15 protein-coding genes and 1 pseudogene are annotated in these 17,553 nt (G+C 34.3%); 3 read left to right on the forward strand and 13 right to left on the reverse strand.

The annotated features are described in order from the left end of the window. Positions 1–45: 45 nt before the first annotated feature. The 6 genes from HRU49_RS11470 to HRU49_RS11495 all read right to left on the reverse strand — a co-directional run bounded on the left by HRU49_RS11470 (position 46) and on the right by HRU49_RS11495 (position 7,992). Complete coding sequence (locus HRU49_RS11470) at positions 46–2,538, reverse strand: zinc-dependent metalloprotease (RefSeq protein WP_296357270.1); 2,493 nt, start codon at positions 2,536–2,538, stop codon at positions 46–48. Between the two features lie 95 nt (positions 2,539–2,633). Next, entirely contained in the window at positions 2,634–3,611 is a 978-nt protein-coding gene (locus tag HRU49_RS11475; RefSeq protein WP_296357272.1) for a hypothetical protein, read from the reverse strand. A 115-nt stretch (positions 3,612–3,726) separates the two neighbouring features. After that, positions 3,727–5,415: a lysine--tRNA ligase gene (gene lysS / locus HRU49_RS11480; protein WP_296357274.1), complete on the reverse strand. Its 1,689-nt coding sequence runs from the start codon at positions 5,413–5,415 to the stop codon at positions 3,727–3,729. Between the two features lie 57 nt (positions 5,416–5,472). After that, a complete protein-coding gene (locus HRU49_RS11485) occupies positions 5,473–6,360 on the reverse strand; it encodes a hypothetical protein (protein ID WP_296357276.1) in 888 nt (295 codons plus the stop codon). Between the two features lie 60 nt (positions 6,361–6,420). Next, positions 6,421–6,825 (reverse strand): DUF1573 domain-containing protein, encoded by a 405-nt coding sequence (locus HRU49_RS11490; RefSeq protein WP_296357278.1) that lies wholly within the window; start codon positions 6,823–6,825, stop codon positions 6,421–6,423. Positions 6,826–6,933: 108 nt separating this feature from the next. Further along, positions 6,934–7,992, reverse strand: a complete 1,059-nt coding sequence (locus HRU49_RS11495; protein ID WP_296357280.1) for a LuxR C-terminal-related transcriptional regulator — start codon at positions 7,990–7,992, stop codon at positions 6,934–6,936. 108 nt (positions 7,993–8,100) lie between these two features. Between HRU49_RS11495 and HRU49_RS11500 the strand changes: the two genes are divergently transcribed. The 3 genes from HRU49_RS11500 to lipB are packed head-to-tail and all read left to right on the forward strand — an operon-like array spanning position 8,101 to position 9,802. Continuing rightward, a complete protein-coding gene (locus HRU49_RS11500; protein ID WP_092446701.1) occupies positions 8,101–8,259 on the forward strand; it encodes a YqaE/Pmp3 family membrane protein in 159 nt (52 codons plus the stop codon). Between the two features lie 39 nt (positions 8,260–8,298). Then, positions 8,299–9,105 (forward strand): hypothetical protein, encoded by an 807-nt coding sequence (locus HRU49_RS11505; protein WP_296357283.1) that lies wholly within the window; start codon positions 8,299–8,301, stop codon positions 9,103–9,105. Continuing rightward, a complete protein-coding gene (gene lipB, locus HRU49_RS11510; RefSeq protein ID WP_296357285.1) occupies positions 9,098–9,802 on the forward strand; it encodes a lipoyl(octanoyl) transferase LipB in 705 nt (234 codons plus the stop codon). Before HRU49_RS11505 ends, lipB begins: the two co-directional genes overlap by 8 nt. Here lipB and HRU49_RS11515 read toward each other — a convergent pair. From HRU49_RS11515 to HRU49_RS11545, 7 genes and pseudogenes are all read right to left on the reverse strand, one after another. Then, the gene (locus tag HRU49_RS11515; protein WP_296357287.1) at positions 9,799–10,476 is read right to left on the reverse strand and encodes a VTC domain-containing protein; all 678 of its coding nucleotides are present in this window, start codon (positions 10,474–10,476) and stop codon (positions 9,799–9,801) included. The two genes, lipB and HRU49_RS11515, sit on opposite strands and share 4 nt — an antisense overlap. Further along, entirely contained in the window at positions 10,457–12,589 is a 2,133-nt protein-coding gene (locus HRU49_RS11520; protein ID WP_296357289.1) for a right-handed parallel beta-helix repeat-containing protein, read from the reverse strand. Before HRU49_RS11520 ends, HRU49_RS11515 begins: the two co-directional genes overlap by 20 nt. 6 nt (positions 12,590–12,595) lie before the next feature. Continuing rightward, positions 12,596–13,273, reverse strand: coding sequence for a DUF4956 domain-containing protein (locus HRU49_RS11525; RefSeq protein ID WP_296357291.1), 678 nt, complete (start codon positions 13,271–13,273; stop codon positions 12,596–12,598). A gap of 243 nt (positions 13,274–13,516) precedes the next feature. Continuing rightward, positions 13,517–13,654 (reverse strand): hypothetical protein, encoded by a 138-nt coding sequence (locus HRU49_RS11530; RefSeq protein WP_296357293.1) that lies wholly within the window; start codon positions 13,652–13,654, stop codon positions 13,517–13,519. Between the two features lie 21 nt (positions 13,655–13,675). Next, a complete protein-coding gene (locus HRU49_RS11535; protein ID WP_296357295.1) occupies positions 13,676–14,725 on the reverse strand; it encodes a nucleoid-associated protein in 1,050 nt (349 codons plus the stop codon). A 309-nt stretch (positions 14,726–15,034) separates the two neighbouring features. Beyond that, on the reverse strand, positions 15,035–17,254 hold the full coding sequence (locus HRU49_RS11540; RefSeq protein ID WP_296357297.1) for a ribonuclease HII: 2,220 nt from the start codon (positions 17,252–17,254) through the stop codon (positions 15,035–15,037). Between the two features lie 171 nt (positions 17,255–17,425). Continuing rightward, positions 17,426–17,553: pseudogene (locus HRU49_RS11545) on the reverse strand (ribonuclease HII); the annotation flags it as partial.

The raw sequence follows: 17,553 nt of genomic DNA on the forward strand, positions 1-17,553 counted from the left end.
GCTTCAATAAGAATTGAAGCCTTTATTTAATCTATTAAGTATGGATTATTTAGGATCCAAAATATTATTAACACGCTCTATCGCATCTGCAATGTGAATGCGACTCATTGCATCTCCACCACGAGCATTACGTAATTGTGAACGTAATGTTTTTAATTCTGCTCTTACAACCGCTCTAATATCAGATTGACTTGTATTAACAGCAGTGGCTTTTACATATGGGCTGAATGTTCTTCCACTTTGATTTTTAGCCGTCATTAAATATTCTAAACGATCAATATGAGCACGTTGTAAATTACGGCGGTAGGTGTCTATTTTTTTACCTGTGCGTAATTCACTCCAAATTCCGCGACGTAAGTCTCTCATCATGTCCGTTAAGGCATAGGCATTGCTGTCATAGGTATGTGCTTCAGTTAATCGTTGCATCTTACCTAAGCTCACAACTGTATTAAGGGCTCGTGCTTGAATACCTCTAATTCTATCTACAGATCCTGAATATTCAATGCGATCAAAAATATCTTTATCAAGTAACCATTCTGGAGTTTCAAATAATTGTTTTTGTAAGAAATCCATAGCACGTTTTTGGTGGTCTTTGGCTACAGGAGTATAAACAACGCCTTCTTGCCCTGCGGCCTTATAGTGTTCATAAACACCACCGATATTGTTGGCGACATGACCCATGTAACGGTTAAATTGCGATACTACATGGCCATACATTTCTTGTAAATCAGCGTAGTCTTCGCCAGCCTTAGTTGACCATTCAATTAAGTTTGGAACAATACGCTTTAAGTTCTTAATTCCGTAGTCACTTGCTAACATGGCATCATCACCAAGGTCTTCAGTTTGCGAGCTAGGATCATGGATGTCACCAACTTGCTGATGTCCAAATCGATAAACCGGATCACCAGCTTTGTCTGTGATCCATTTGATTAAGGTGGCTTTTTCATCCTCTGAAGATTTATCTAGGATAGGTCTGTAACCCCATTCAATAGAATATTTGTCGTAAGGTCCAATGTTAGGCATTAATGCCACGCCTTCGTCACCTGGTTGTGCCACATAATTAAAACGTGCGTAATCCATTATTGAAGGTGCAGTACCATTCTTTTGAGTAAATTCTGCATCTCTTAATTTTTCGACAGGATAAGCAACACTGCTACCCATGTTATGTGGTAATCCTAACGTGTGCCCTACCTCATGTGCAGATACAAAACGGATTAATCGTCCCATAACTTCATCTTTAAACTCAGGACTTTGTGCTTCGGGATTGATGGCTGCCGTTTGTACAAAGAACCATCCTCTCAACAAAGACATTACGTTGTGGTACCAATTAATATCACTCTCTAAGATTTCACCTGTTCTTGGGTCACTTACGTGAGGTCCATTAGCGTTTGGAATTGGTGACGCTAAGTAACGTACAACAGAATATCTTACATCTTCTGGTGTCCATTCAGGATCTTCCTCAACGCTTGGTGGATCTTTAGCAATGATAGCTTCTTTAAAGCCAGCAGCTTCAAAGGCAACTTGCCAGTCTTCAATACCTTGCTTTATATATTTCCTCCACTTTTCTGGTGTAGCACGGTCGATGTAATAAACAATTTGTTTTTTCGGAATTACAAGTTCTCCACGCTTAAATTTCTCAATGTCTTCATCTTTAACCTCTAATCTCCATCTGTCAAGATAAGTTAAAGTTTTACTTCTTTGATCTCCTAATCCGTAATCCGTTGTACTGCTAGTAAACCAACCAACACGCTCATCAAAATAACGACGCTTCATTGGATTATCTGGTAACAAAATCATAGAATTATTAATCTCAATAGAAATACTTCCAGTACTAGAGTTAGAAGGTGGACGTCCTGCTGCGTAAGTTTTCACATGACGTGCTTCAATATTTCTTGGGTAACTCTTAACACTTTCAATAAAAGATTTGTTAGCCTCTAAACGGGTAACTCTATATGGGGTTCTTCTAAATTGTGGTAATCCTAATGATTTTACATCTTTATCAAATAAAGGTGTAACATCGATTACCGTACTTGTAGAATCTTTGCTGTATGCTTTAATTGGGAAGGTGTAAAGTACTGGCTCAAAATTTGAATTTTTAACAGCTTCATTTACGGGTAAAGAATCAGCCGCTGTAACGTTGTACGATACAACCCTAAGAATAACTTTTTTACCTTTTCTTTCCCATCTCAGGACTTGTTCATTTTGCTTTCCTCCACCGAAACCAAGTCCACTGGCAGTTTTGGCAATACGAGTGACCATCAACATTTCTCTATCAAAAAGAGAATCTGGAATCTCATAGAAAAATTTATCGTTTAAAGTATGAACTGTAAATAATCCTGCATCACTTTTGGCATCTTTGGTTATGACTTTGTTGTAAGGCTTAGGATCGTTTTTGTTAGGTTTTTTTGCAGGGGGTTTTGCCATTGCAGTAGTTGCACTTCCTTTTTTTGATTTACTCGCTTTTTCGGCAGTTTTACATGACGCAAAAACTAAAAAAGCTGAAACTACAAAAAGTAGCTTAATGGATTGTCGTTTCACTTTGTGTCGGTTTTAAAAAATTTGCATGAAAATACGGATTCTACTGAGAATCTTTCAAAGGCAAGGTCGACTTTAGTATTTATTTAACGTGATTCTTAAAGGGTGTCAAGAAATTCTTGCAACAAGTCTACACCTTCAATATGAGTCATTGTCGTTCCAATGAATGGCATACTAAAGCCTTCGACATGATCAGAAATTCTGATTGAAATACTGAAACGGCGTTCAAAAATTTGTGAATCAGTGAACAGTGTTTCGTAGTCTAAATTCAAACTCGATTGGTCAGCGCAGTGCCCACCTGGAACATGACAATGCGCGCAATTGATATCAAAATAGGCGCGTGCTCTATTTTCTAGAGAAGCACTACTGTCAAGCCAATTTACCACATTGCTGGCCTCAGTACTGTTAGTGATGCCAGTTAAATAGCCAGCATTAATAAATTGGTCAAGTTGGTTGGTGCCATCGATTGTAAAGTTTAAATTACGAAGCTTTGGGCCTATAGGAGTGAGATTATCAAAGGTTTGATGACATGTAAAGCAATCAGTATTAGATGGAATCTCATAATCAATACTTTTGCTTTGTCCATTAGCATTGATCCATGTGATAGGTACCGTACTTCCATTTAGGTCTAAAATAGCATCAGATTGGTCGCTATTCCATTTATAATCTCCACTTTCCCATAAACCGTTGATCTTAATAAGAATTCGTGTTTCTATAATGGTTTTCCCTATGGATTCATCACGCTCATCGATATTGTAGAAAAATGTTTTAGCAATAACCGTATTCTCTGGGAAAATAGGGAGGCCATTGCCATCATACTCCAACGATTTGCCCTCTGGTAAAGCAATAAAGCGCTGTTTGTGTGAATAGTCGGAGAATAAAGGTGTGTTTATTTCATATTCAAATGCTCTAGAGGTAATATTAAGGGCGCTTAAATTCCCCTTATAAAGGTTTAATTCAGAAAGGTTGGTCTTAAATTCTGCAACAACTAATGGATCTTTAGCTGTTGTTATCGAATCATCTTTACTACAAGAATATAATCCAATAATAAGTAGGAGACTAAGAGATTTTTTCATTTTTGGGCGATTGATTTCTTATATAGCATCGTGAAAATACTAAAAATGAAAGAAATAACAAGGCACACCACATTTAGGCTTCAGTTAACCTTAACTAAAAATTAAGTATATCTACTTATAGAATTTCCACAAAGAGCCCCTCTTCAGTCTTCTCAACCTTAGTAAGACCATGTTTAGCTAATCCTTTAATGCCTTTATCCCATCCCTTATTACTAAGACCAGATTGTGATTTTAACTCATTTAAATCCATACGCTTTTGCGTCTTTAAGATTTCGAATATGGCTTTTTCATTATCACTTAAAGTAACTTGTTTTTTCTCTGGACGCATTTGTGGGAAAAATAGAACCTCTTGTATGCTCTGATTATTAGTTAAAAACATAATTAAGCGATCCATGCCAATTCCCATTCCTGAAGTAGGAGGCATACCGTATTCTAAGGCCCTCAAAAAGTCATAATCAATAGTTCCAGTGGCTTCATCATCACCTTTTTTAGCCAATTCTAATTGATGCTCAAAACGTTCGCGTTGATCAATCGGATCATTAAGTTCTGAATAGGCATTGGCAATTTCTTTACCGCAAACCATAAGCTCAAAACGTTCTGTTAATTCTGGGTTTTGTCTATGTTCTTTGCATAACGGACTCATCTCTTTTGGATAGTCAGTTATAAACGTTGGTTGGATATAATTACCCTCGCATTTTTCGCCAAAAATCTCATCGATGAGTTTACCTTTACCCATGCTATCATCTACCTCGATGTTCATACTTTTGGCAGCCGTTCTAATTTCAGATTCTGATTTTCCGTAGATATCAAATCCTGTGAATTCTAATATAGAATCGCGCATTGAAATACGCTTGTAAGGGGCTTTAAAGTCCACTTCATAGTCACCAAAAGTCGCTTTAGTAGTCCCGTTAACAGTTATTGCACAATGCTCTAATAGCTTTTCACAGAAATCCATCATCCAGTTGTAGTCCTTGTAAGCGACATAAATCTCCATCGCTGTAAATTCAGGATTGTGGGTTCTGTCCATACCTTCGTTTCTGAAGTTTTTCGAGAACTCATATACGCCATCAAAACCACCAACGATAAGTCTTTTCAGGTACAGCTCATTAGCAATACGCATGTAAAGCGGAATATCTAAACTATTATGATGTGTAACAAAAGGACGTGCCGCAGCACCTCCTGCTATCGGTTGTAAAACAGGAGTTTCTACCTCAAAATAACCTGCATCATTAAAGAATTGACGCATGGCATTAAAAAGCTTAGTGCGCTTTATAAAAACGTCTTTAACATGTGGGTTTACTGCTAAGTCTGCATAGCGCTGTCTGTAACGTTGCTCAGGGTCAGTAAAGGCATCATAAGTTACGCCATCTTTTTGCTTAGGAATAGGTAGCGGTTTTAAGGCCTTACTTAAAAGTTTAAAAGCTTTCACCATTACAGTTTTTTCGCCAACCTTAGTGGTGAAAAGTTTACCTTCAATACCTATAAAATCTCCAAGGTCAATTAGTTTTTTGAAAATCTCATTGTATAAGGTTTTATCTTCTCCAGGACAGATTTCGTCTCTGTTAAAATAAACTTGAATACGACCTTCACTATCTTGTAATTGCGCAAAGGACGCTTTTCCTTGAATATTAATCACCATTAATCGACCAGCAACAATCACCTGTTTTCCTTCTTCATAATCCGATTTGACCTGTTTAGAAGTATGGTTTACTGGAAATAAATCGGCTGGATAAGGATTAATTCCTAAGGCTCTTAATCTGTCTAACTTTTCGCGTCTTACTAATTCTTGTTCTGAAAGTTGCATTCTGGTTTATTTAGAAATGCAAAATTACATTATTTGATAGAATTGGAGAATAGCTTTTTAATTTGATTTAATGACCTCTAAATTTGCTTTTAGATCTTCATTTTTGGGATGAAGACTAATTGCGTCTTCTAATACTTTGATAGCTTTTTCTTTTTGCCCTGTAACCCCAAGCGTATTGGCTAAACTCATATAGGTTCTTGGCTCATCTGGAAACATTTTAGTATTTAGTGTAAATACAGAAATAGCTTCATCGATACGATTAATACCATACAAGATACGACCATAGGTATTTAACTCGAACATGCTACTAACCTTGTCCTTATGTTTTCTAAATAGTTTCTCGTGCTTTCTTTTTAAACCTTTAACCCCTTTTTTCTTCAAGATATCGTCAACAATAGCTACAATTTGGTAATTGGATTTGTAGTCGTTACCTGTGACAATGTCTAGAATATCATCTTCAAGAGATTGAACAGGTTCTTCAACAATACGATTTACTTCTTCACCATTTTTATAAAAAATAAATGTTGGTACCCGATGAATATTAAGTCCAGCTTCTTCGTGTTGTGGACTTTGCTTGTACATATCAGGCTGTCTGCTTAATGCTACTGCTGTGAGTTGATCCATAGGGAAATTACAGGCTTCAAGAATCTTATAAAATCGCGGAACTTCTCTTTTGCTGTCTCCACACCACGTACCCATAAATAGTGTAATGTTGTATTCTTTTAAATCTGAAGCAAATTGATTGGTGAGTGCTGTGTTTATACCATAGTTTTCGTAGTTTTTTGAAAACCAAGTTTTGTAATTATCCAATTCTAATCCTGATCTATCAATTCTTCCAAGTAGGTAAGGTGTTGTCGTGTTTTCAGTGATTTCAACATTGAGTTGTTGCCCATTTACTTGTAGGCATAGCAAGAAAGCTACGGCCATAGTTAAGTGTAATTTCATGATTGGTGATATTAAAAAAGCCTAACAAAAGACGCTGTTAGGCTCATATGGTGTTGATTATTATGAAGCGATGATGTTTCCTTTAATCTTTAAGATTTTATTTCCGCCTTCGGCATTGGATATTACTGTTATGGTTTTAGTGAAAGCCCCAAGTTTATTAGTGTTGTATTTAATCTCTACTTCGCCTGAATCGCCAGAAAGAATGGGTACTTTTGAATAACTTGGTACAGTACAACCGCAACTGGTTTTTACTTTTGTGATTAACAGTGGTGCATCACCTTCGTTGGTGAATGAAAAGAAACGTGTTCCATCTGAATTTTGTTCTATAGTGCCATAGTCTATAACTTCGGTTTTAAATTTAATCACTGCAACTTTGGCTTCATATTTATCGAGTTCCATTGAAGTTGCATTGAAAAAACCAAAAGCCAATACAAAAATGATGAATGAATTAAGTGTTCGTTTCATGATAGAATATTTTATGATTAATAATGAAACAAACATCCAATATTACGATGAGGTAACTAAGAATTTTAGGTTGGAAATTGGTACTAGTACCTGGGTTGAATTTTATAATTACTTAATAAACAAAGATTTAGCATCGTCCCTAGATTGCACATTTAGTTTTTTATAAATGTTGTTAGTATGAGATTTTACAGTGCTAACACTTAAGAAAAGCGCCTCAGCTATGTCCTTATTTGTTTTGTCTAGCAAGATATGTTCTAAGACAACTTGTTCTTGTTTGGATAATTTAGATTTTAGATTCTGTTTGACTAAGGTTTTTCGTTTCCAATTTCGGAACAGAAAAAAACCATTTAAAATTATTGAAGAAGCGAGAAGTCCATACAATAGCATTTTCCAAATTGGACTCGAAGTTGAAGCATTATTTGAAGCAAGCATATACCGATCTGCGGCTAATTCGTTGCGGTATTGTATAGTATAAGAGGCGTCTGGGTAGTTGTCTTCTAGACGTGCCTGTAAATCATCGTAATAACTGTTGTTTTGTAAATCCTCAACATAATAATTATGAAAATCACTGCTTCGATCTGATAAGTATGCAAAGATGGAAAGTTCGGCGATAGGTTCGTTATAAACCTCACCATAATCTTGAAGCAGTTTAAACCACTTTTTATTGTTCAGTTTTCGATTAGCTTCAGTTCTAACTTCTGAATACGCATAGCGCATGTCATTCTTAAGTGAATCGATTCTTAAGAAGGCATTGGCTTTTGGATTATTAGATTCAATCTTGCAAAAAACCTGATTACCAAAGGAGAAGGGTAATTTAAGGGTATCGGTATTCTTTGCAATAAATAGTATTTGTTCGCTGTCACCACAATGGCCATTGAAATGATTGAGGTCTTGTTCAGACTCCGTGCATTTGTCAATATGAATGCGATAAATACGATTCTGACTATCTAACATATTGCCCTTAAATTCAAAAAAGCCAGATTCATCCGCTTTAGTTTTTGCAATAATCTGTTCCGTGTATACTCCAGAAAGTTTGCGATAATCGTCTACAATAGACAAGTATACCGTATTATCCCATTCTTCAGGATTTACATATCCTGAGAATGAATATTGTGCTTCACAGAAAAATGAAGTTAAAAGAAAACCTATTAATAGCCTGATTTGCATAAAACGAATCTACATAATTTTAGAGTATTCTCAGGTTCTAATAACAAATAGTGTAACAAATTTAACAAAAGTACGTCCTATTATTACATCAAATCATCAAACGAAATTATGAGTATCTGGCGTGTTATTTTGTCAATTATTTGTCCACCTTTAGCTGTTTTGGATAAAGGCTGCGGTTCAATTCTTATTACATTTTTACTTTGGCTTTGTGGATGGGTTCCTGGCGTAATTGCAGCCTTAGTGATTCTTAATAATCCTGAGCGATAATTCTATATCTTTGTACTTTACTAAAACAATAAAGTACACATGAAAAAACTACTCCTTTTATTCACACTCACTCTGTTTTTAACCAGTTGTAATGTTACTGAATCTATAGTCTTTGATGATGGGCAATCAGGGCAATTTTTGGTAACGTATCAAATGGGTGATGCCATGAAAGCCTTCACAGAACAAATGGGTGGAGGTACTGCTAATTCTGATGAAAAAGAAAAAGGTGCGGTTATGGATACTCTGATGGTTTTTGCGGATATTATGGAGACCTATAAAGACAGTGTCGCTGCCTTGCCTGAAGATAAACGTCTTGCTATGGAGGCTGTAAAAGATATGTTTATGACTATGAAAATGGATGAGGATGAGGGTGTCATGGATATTGGTATTGGGCTAAATTTTAAGTCACTTGATGGTCTGAAAGATATACAAGAAAAGATTAAGAAAGCACAGAGTATTAATGGGCAAGGCGATCAAATAAACGCAATGAAAAATGGCTCACCAATTGGGAAATTTATGGGTTCTGATGGTGAACGTGTCAATTATCTGATGAGTGATAGTGGGTTTGAACGTGTAACTTCAATGGAAATGTCTGCCGAAGAATTAGAGCAATCTATGGCCGAATTGTTTGATGATACGGATGAGAGTGACAAAGAGTTTATGCAGTACTTTGAAGAGTCTTATTATAACGTTTCACTTACGTTTCCAAAACGTGTAAAGTCAGTCTCTATAGATGGTGCTGCCATTTCAGAAGATGGTAAAACCGTAACGTATAAAGCCAGTTGGATTGAATATCTGAAAAATCCGTTAATGCTAGATGTGAAAGTTGATTTTGTAGATGAATAAAACCGTCCAGTTAGAAGATTTAGGCTTAAAAGATTTCAAAGAGACTTGGGACTACCAAGAAATACTTTTTAAAGCCATTTTAGATACTAAAATTAAAAACCGAAGAGAAGATGCAGGTCTGGAAACAGATAACCATTTTCTATTTGTTGAGCATCCGCATGTATACACCTTAGGAAAGAGCGGAGACCTTTCAAATTTGTTGTTGTCTGAGGAACAATTAAAGGACAAGGGAGCAACCTTTTATAAAATTAACCGTGGTGGCGATATTACTTACCATGGACCAGGACAAATAGTAGGCTATCCCATTTTAGATCTCGATAATTTCTTTACAGACATCCACAAGTATCTGCGTTTTTTAGAGGAAATGATCATTTTAACTTTAGCTGAATATGGCTTACAGACTGAGCGTAGTCCGGGAGAAACAGGAGTGTGGTTAGATGTTGGTACACCATTTGCTCGTAAGATCTGTGCTATGGGAGTACGGGCTAGTCGATGGGTTACTATGCACGGATTTGCACTTAATATCAATGCCGATTTAGGGTATTTTGATAATATTATTCCTTGTGGCATTCGCGGGAAAGCTGTAACGTCTTTAAACAACGAATTAGGTATGGATAATATCAATGAGACTGAAGTAAAAGAAAAGCTCTTAAAACACTTTAAAACGCTTTTTGAGGCTGAGTTTGTACAAGGTTAATAGATTGCCTTAAACGTTGAGGTCATCAGCATCCCTTTAATGTATTTAGAATGCTTAGTTAAAGCTAAATTGCCAAACAAATTATTCGAAGGTATGTACTCAGAATTATATTTTATTTCAATTATAATGCTAGTATCCGTATCTTCTGTATAAGTCAATGGTGAATAGTAAAATAAGTTTTGATCTATTGTAATTCTGATAGATTCATCAGCATTAATAAAGTAATTTCGACTGTAGCTATTAAGTAGGGTGGGACGTAGGGTGAATAGTTTTTCAGTATAAAACTTCGCTTCTTTATTTGTAATCATTTTTGTTTGAATGTTGTCCCAATAAGCATCAATATCACCAAACGATTTGAGCTGGCTTCCATCGAGATGAATGGCTTCTTTTCTATTCACATCATTCGATTTAATCTTAAACTCAACTGTTTTTTTTGAATCTGCGAATTGTTCACCATACCAACGAATTCGCGGTTTTGTGCGATTAGAAATCCCTTCTATGTTATCCCAAACATTCGTACAGTCGTAATCGTCTAAATAAATATTATTGATTTGGCGCTGTTCAAAAATTTCAGAATAGCCATGATTCAATAGCTCAAACAAAAAGACATCAAGGTGTTCTGCTTGTATGATGTATTTGCGTTCAAAACGGTATTTATTCTGAGGCTTTTCCAAACTGATTTCCGTAAAGTTTTTTATTAATGTTTTTAGAGAATTTTGGGTCGATAAGGCCTTCGATTTTGACTTCTTTTTCTATTAAATTACTTGTTACATCTGTATTTTTAATTTTGACTGATGGTTCCGAATAATACGGTTTTTTAATAAATGCAACAAGGTCTAGGGTATTAAGCAATAAGCTGTCATTATACGATTCTAGAACAGAGGCATCCTTGCATACCAAACCAAGCTCTGAGTATAGAATAGTGTTGTTTTCTGAATAAAATATACTTGCCTCACCAGCACTTATGGCTTTGTCTTCGACATATCTAAATGCACATTGTTCAATAGTTATTGTACTGCCGGAACCATCAACTCCGTCATTACCAATTTTGTTGAAGTCGCATTCAAAAATTTTGGCCTTAGAAAAGTCAGAATCAATAGCATCACTCGCAATATTCTCAAACGAACAATTCTGAAAGATAACATCATCACATCTAAAAATATTGATCATATCATCACTGACATAATTGTTAGTAAAACGACAATTTGTAAATATGGCATTAGACTCATACAATGTTATGGCAGATGGTAATTGCCAAATTCCTTTTTCAAGTCCATAGAGCCCAGAAAAATAGGTATTGTAGAAGGTTGACTTTAATGGTGTCTGAATATAAATTGAGGATTGAGATTGAGATTTTGCTATAATATTCACAGGATTTTCCTCAGTGCCTGCAATAGTGAGTTGGCCATCTAAAATCAAAAGATCTGCATCATTTTCAAGACTTATGTTAACGCCTTCTTCAACGATTAAATGTTGATATTTTGAAATGACTAAATCGCTCGATAGTATAGTGTCATTGGTAATGCGTTTAGTTTCAATTGCAACTTTAGGATGAAAAGAAGGATTAAGTGTTAGCTTATCTAAGTTTGTTGCAAAACGGGTTTCAGTTTTATTCATTTTAGACTTGAATCCAATTAGTTTCTGTCGAAAATCTAAATACTCAGCATCCTTACTTAGTAGGTCTAATTCCGCTTTAATTTTTCCAATAGCTCTTCTAATTCCGTGATTAAAACGGTCTTTACCAACCATGTCCATCCAACCGGTAATTATTGGATTTCGGTAACTGATGATCGCCTGCATTTCCTGATAAAATTCATCCTGATTAATAGTACCTTGAAGCTCTGTAATTTTAGTTTCTCTTACTGTTGGTTCAAAAGTGTTGGATACAGGATTGTAGTACCAGTGAAGATTAATATCCAAGACAGCATGGTTATTATTGCTGATTAACACAAGGGCAAGAAAACCATAGAGTTTTTCTTCATCAATTTGTTTAAAAAACGCTTTTCTATCTTCCGCTAAAACCAGTTCAGAAATCAAGGTTTGTTGAGTAATAAATTGCTCATCTTTAGGAGAATGATTAAAATAAATTTGATCATCAACTACCTCAAAAATAAAGCTCTCGCGATGCCGATTTTCTTCGATCAAATATTTATCTAGAAAGTCTTCAATAAGATAGATGCCATAGTCTTGCTTGTTAAAAATAACATCAATGGGTTCTGAGCTAATATTTAATCCAGAGAAAGCTTTACTGTAGATTGTATTTAGCATTCTATCAAGATTAAAGGATCTACAAATGGGTTTGCAAACATTGACTTTTTTCTTGCCAAAACCAGCATCACCATCATATTTTAATCGAAAACTATGACCATCAGAATCTCCAAAATGATCAGGATATTGTCCAAAGAGTTTGATGTCTGCATTACTAAAATTTGCATCTAAATTAACCTTGGCTTTGTAATAGGTAAAGTTAAATGTATCATTGTAATGGTTAACAATAAAATCCTTAGTTTTCTTTGCGCGTTCCTTTTGAAAGCTTACATATTTTGACGGACTCATCTTAACGAAGAGTTGCTTTCGGTTAGTTTCGGAATCTTCAAAAAAGATTTCGTTTATTTCAAATTTAGTATCTAAAAGAGCAGTGTAAGCTGCACGTGCATTTACATCAATTAATGAACGTTTTATGATATTAAAATGCATCCAACATAAAACAATTCCTAACAATAAAACGGGACTAAAAACCTTAAGATAATAGGCTTTGGGCCTTTTGTTTTTTGGATGAAATCGCATATAAATTTAATCGATAGAATTGATGACCTGAAGCTCTATCAACTTTGAATGTTCTACACTTTTAGTAGCTGTTTCAAAACGGTCCAGAATGTCTAAGTTTAAACCTGATATTTTTAATACAACAACGGTGAAATCTTGCTTAACGTTATAGTTTTGAATGGTTACGTTGCAGTCTAAATCAACTAAGACTTTGACTAACTCCTCCAGTGTTTTTGAAGGTAAATTGTCAAACCTTAGAACCAGTTGGTCATTTTGGGTAATAGCACTGGAGACATACTTTCTTTTGCGATATACACTAAAAGCAAAAACAAAAACTACCAGGAATATTGCAAATAAATAGCCTTCTGCAGCAGTTGAAATAGACACTGCTGTAAGTACTAAAAAATAAACGAGTTGTTCTGCTTCTTTAACAGCAGTTCTAAATCTAATTATGGATAATGCGCCAACTAATCCGAGGGATAATACAAGACTGGATTTAATGGTAATTACAATTACAAATATGGCAATACTAAAAAAAGGAAATAATGATCCTGTTAAACTCTTATTAGATACGGATAAGGCATACTTTTTATAACTGTAGCTTATAGTAAAACTGAGTAAAAGAGTTATAATAAATCCAATAATAAAATCGACACTGTTTACTGTATTAAGTTCAATTTCGAAGAGGTTAGAAAGTTCCTTCATTTAGGATAGAGAGTAGTTAGTTATTGAGTAAAGTTACAATTATTTTCTTTGCTTTTAGTGCAGTAGAGTTGGCTTAAGTATTTAGTTCTGCAGCTTCACTTTCATTAATTTTGCTAACATCGACAAGCGTTTTTCCATTTTTGCGTTTTGCAGCATATACAAAATTTTGTCTCCATTCAATTTCATCAGGTTTGTAGGAGGCTCATAAATACACTATTTGACCCGATGACTTGTCATACGCTTTTAGCATAGCAATAAATTCAAAATCTCGACTTTTTCAATATTAAAACTCCCATCTTCATTAAGAGCTTTGTAACCCTCTGAAGGTGATTTTTCCCAAAAACCAAAATCGTTGAATGTGTCTTTCTTTTGCTTCGCCATAAAGGTCTAAATTAATTAAATTTACGCTTCCGCATTAAAAAAGACTTTGTAGTAGTGCATTTTCTTATCGGCATCATAGCCTTTTTCTAGATACTCGGCTGAGGCGTCTGGGGCATCAACATCCAATTTTATTTGAATATTGGTGTCTAATTTTATTTCTGTCTTAATCTTTTGCTTTTGTTTTTTTAAGACACGATCAGACACATCAAATTGGTTTCTAATCAAGACTTTATTTTCAGCTTCATAAGATTTCTTATAGTCTTCAAAGAGGTGCATATGGTCTTCCTCATCAAAAACTTCTTCTTTAAAGGTTTCAAGATTTACGATTTCATTTTCTTTAAAAAAGTCTACTGTTTTGGCTAAGAAATTACTTTGTTCTTGACCTCCAAAATTAGGTTGTAATATTTCCTTTGAGAACTCCCTGCATAATTCAATACAATTTTTTGTGTGCTGATTACTATCGTCAGGATACTTGATGTTTAAAAAACTTTTAATCCAGTATTGCGTGTCGTAAGAATTATTGTCTACACTAAAAACAATTTTACCTTCCGTATCTCCAGTATTAAGGATTAAGCAGCCCTTATCTACCTTTTTTGCCTGTATCCCTTTTTGAACTAGTATATCATAGTTTCCAGATTCTAAATAGGTCTGAAAAAATTCGGTCTTATTTTCAATTTTATAAATGCCAACGGCATCGGTAAAATAGTCTTCGTATTGCACATTTTCAAAATAACAGACCACAACATCACCAGTTTTTATTTGAGCTGAATTACTCTGCTCGTAGAGCTGTGTTAGTATATGTTTGGAGACTTCAATAAAGTCACCTTCTTCATTAAAGAGCTGATCAGTGTACGTGTTAATTTCATTTAAGCCAACGTTGCTATGGTGATGAAAACGATAGCTTTCGGCAACGCTTACAAAAGGTTTTAAGAGATAAGGTAAGATGAGATTATAAGTAGCTTCGTCAAACTGAATTGTGCTGTCTGAAAATGCATTTTTAGTGTCGTTAAATTTGTTTCCAACTTTATGAATTATACAGTCTTTTATGGAAGCTTTTTGGCGCTTAATCATCTTGTAATATTTAATTTTTTAAAGACTGCAATACTACAAAAGGCTGCACTTAAAACTAAAGAAAACGCCAAAATAAATTTGGCGTTTTCAGATTTAGGGACTTTGAGATTTGGTTATCGTTGTTTTTTAAGATCTTGTCAATGAATAAATGCATTTTTAGGTCGAGTAAAAATAAATCTAAACAGTTGTAGCTATTTCATTTAACACACCAAGCAAATGATTAAGGTCATTTAAGTTTTTGATTAAAAGCTCTCTAAAATTAGCAATAACTATTTAGACAAAAAAATGAGATGTACAGATGGTAAACATTTAATTGAGTTTGTATACCAAGAATGAATTATCATCAACCTGAGTAATTAGTTCTAATCCTGAAGCTTTATCTAGATTTTGTAAATGTGCAGCAGAAGTTCCAAAAATTGGAAAATTTGGGATAGGTTTAGCTTGGCTATCAAATAGATATACCTTTTTAGAGTCTAAATCTGTTGTTGTCACATAAATTTTATCATTAAGATAGAAAATTTTAGGATCAGAATAATTACCATAATCGAGATCTAAACGTTTTGCTTTTATATTTAAAATATTATCAGTCATGCTAACCATCGTTTTACTTGTGGTTTCTAAATAGTGATTTTCAGGAAGGTTCATATTTTTAGTATGCATAGTTCCTTTGGTATCGACTTGAATTAGTTCGCCTAATGAACTTGTGGAAGTGAATTTATTCTGATAAAGGAACAACTCATTATCTGAAAATCTTAATCTTTCATTCATGTTAATTCTAACTTTACCCTGTCGATTTAAGATTTTTAAATAGTCTCCTGTTTTAAAGGCAATGTAGTCTTTACTCCCTATTCTAAAATGCTTAGGTTGGGAACTAATGACAAAACCATTATTGTTGTAATTAAAACCATCGACTCTTTTTCCTTTTCCATCGTACATTAAAAGTGATTTTCCTTGAGTTACAAGGAGTCTATAGTTTCGGTTTTTATCGTAATCAAAAACAGATAGGGGTTGCGTGATATCATCACTAAACTTGAGAGGGGAGGGAGTCACGTCATTCCCATTTCTATCTAGGATATATATGTGATTAGGAGTGGCAAAAACAAGCTGTAATCTCCCATTTTTGTACATGTCAATTTGTTCTATTTTGCCAAGAATTTTACCTTTAAGTTGTTTTTTCCATAGCACACTTCCAGAACTGGAAATAAGGTATAAATTGTTATCTACATCTTGCGCAGCAATGTCATATGCTTTAGTAATGTGATTTTTCACAGTCTGTGGTGTTGAGAGTAATTGCGCATCTAAGCTGGCAGTAAAAAATTCGTTTATTGAATACGCTACCGCTTTTCTTTTAAATTTTTGAATAACTCCATTAATGTGTGCGTAGTTCTCATCATAAATGTACTGAACAACATTAGCATCATAACCAATTAAATTCCGATCTAAGGCTTCAGATAAACCCTTTGAATTTTTAAAAATAAATAATGAAGCCTCATCACTTAAATTATCTTCAATATTAATAAATGCCTCTGAATTGGATAAGGTGTTATGGTTTAAAGCGGAAGCGATTATAGATTTAAGAGATGCTACAGCGTCTGAAAAAACCACAAAATCCTTGTAGATAAAGAAATAATCCGCATTTGAATAGTTAAAGAACGGTGCAACTATAGTTTCAAACATATCAGGTCTTCCAAATTTATAGATGTTAATATCTCTGAATGATTCATGTGTTGTTTTATCTTCAATTGTTTCCAATATAAGATCCGTATCCAAAGAATGGAGAATTATTGCATTGTCGCATAAAGAAATTTCATTCGTAAAACTCATAAAACTGTTGGAGCTATCTATGTCTACATTTCGATAGGATTGAATGTTGGTGTTAAAAGTTGAAAAATCATTATACGTCAAAGAAACTAAAGATGTGGTTTCGGAAGGTGCTATTGCTACTGCATTAATTTTCTGAGGAACAGTTTTGGAGAAGCAATTCAGTATTGTGCTAGTGGTATCTTGAGAGGTTGTTACACCGTTAAATATGAGATTGTCTTCGTTATAGCCTAGGTCAATGGTTGATACACGTCCTTCAAGCAAATTATTCTCGTCAAGAAATAGCTCGTGATATGGACTTTTTAGATCTTTAAATACTATTGATGTAATAGATTTATCATCAAGTGTTGTTGTAAGTTTATCGAATTCACCATGCTCGTTATTGATCTCGAGGTGCTTTATGATATCTAAGTTATTAGAAGCGCAGAAGTAACCCCCTTTTATTTTCGTGTAAAACTGAGATGAATCAACTTGAATTTTATCAACGTTAATTTTTGTCAAGCGCTCAGATGTATGGTTCGGAAATGAATCAATCTTAAATAGAATAGAATCATTTTCTGTTAGGAGTAGGTAATCGGCATCATCTTGATTTAGAAATGCTATATAAATTGGCTTGGATGAATTTAGGTTTTTAAGAAGCGAAGAAGCATTTTTTGACTCCTTATTATGTATATTTTTTAAAATAGCATGAGTTTTTGAACTACTCATAAAATCATTTAGATCCTTGATTACAATAACTGAATTTGCGTTTGAAGGGATTAATTGGATAGGATTCTCGATCGTGTATTTATCCTTCTTGCAAGAAACAAATAAAACAATAAATACAAGCAGGAATTTAAATCGTGTCATTAAAATAAATTATATCACAAATATAAAAAGTTATAGATCCAATCGATATTGTTCTGGTAATAATCTAAATGTTTTCCTATGGTATTTGGTTGGGCCATATTTTAAAATGGCCTCGCGATGTTCTTTTGTTGGATAGCCTTTATTTTTTTTCCAATTAT

Source organism: Winogradskyella sp. (assembly GCF_013213975.1).
Taxonomy (GTDB): Bacteria; Bacteroidota; Bacteroidia; order Flavobacteriales; family Flavobacteriaceae; genus Winogradskyella.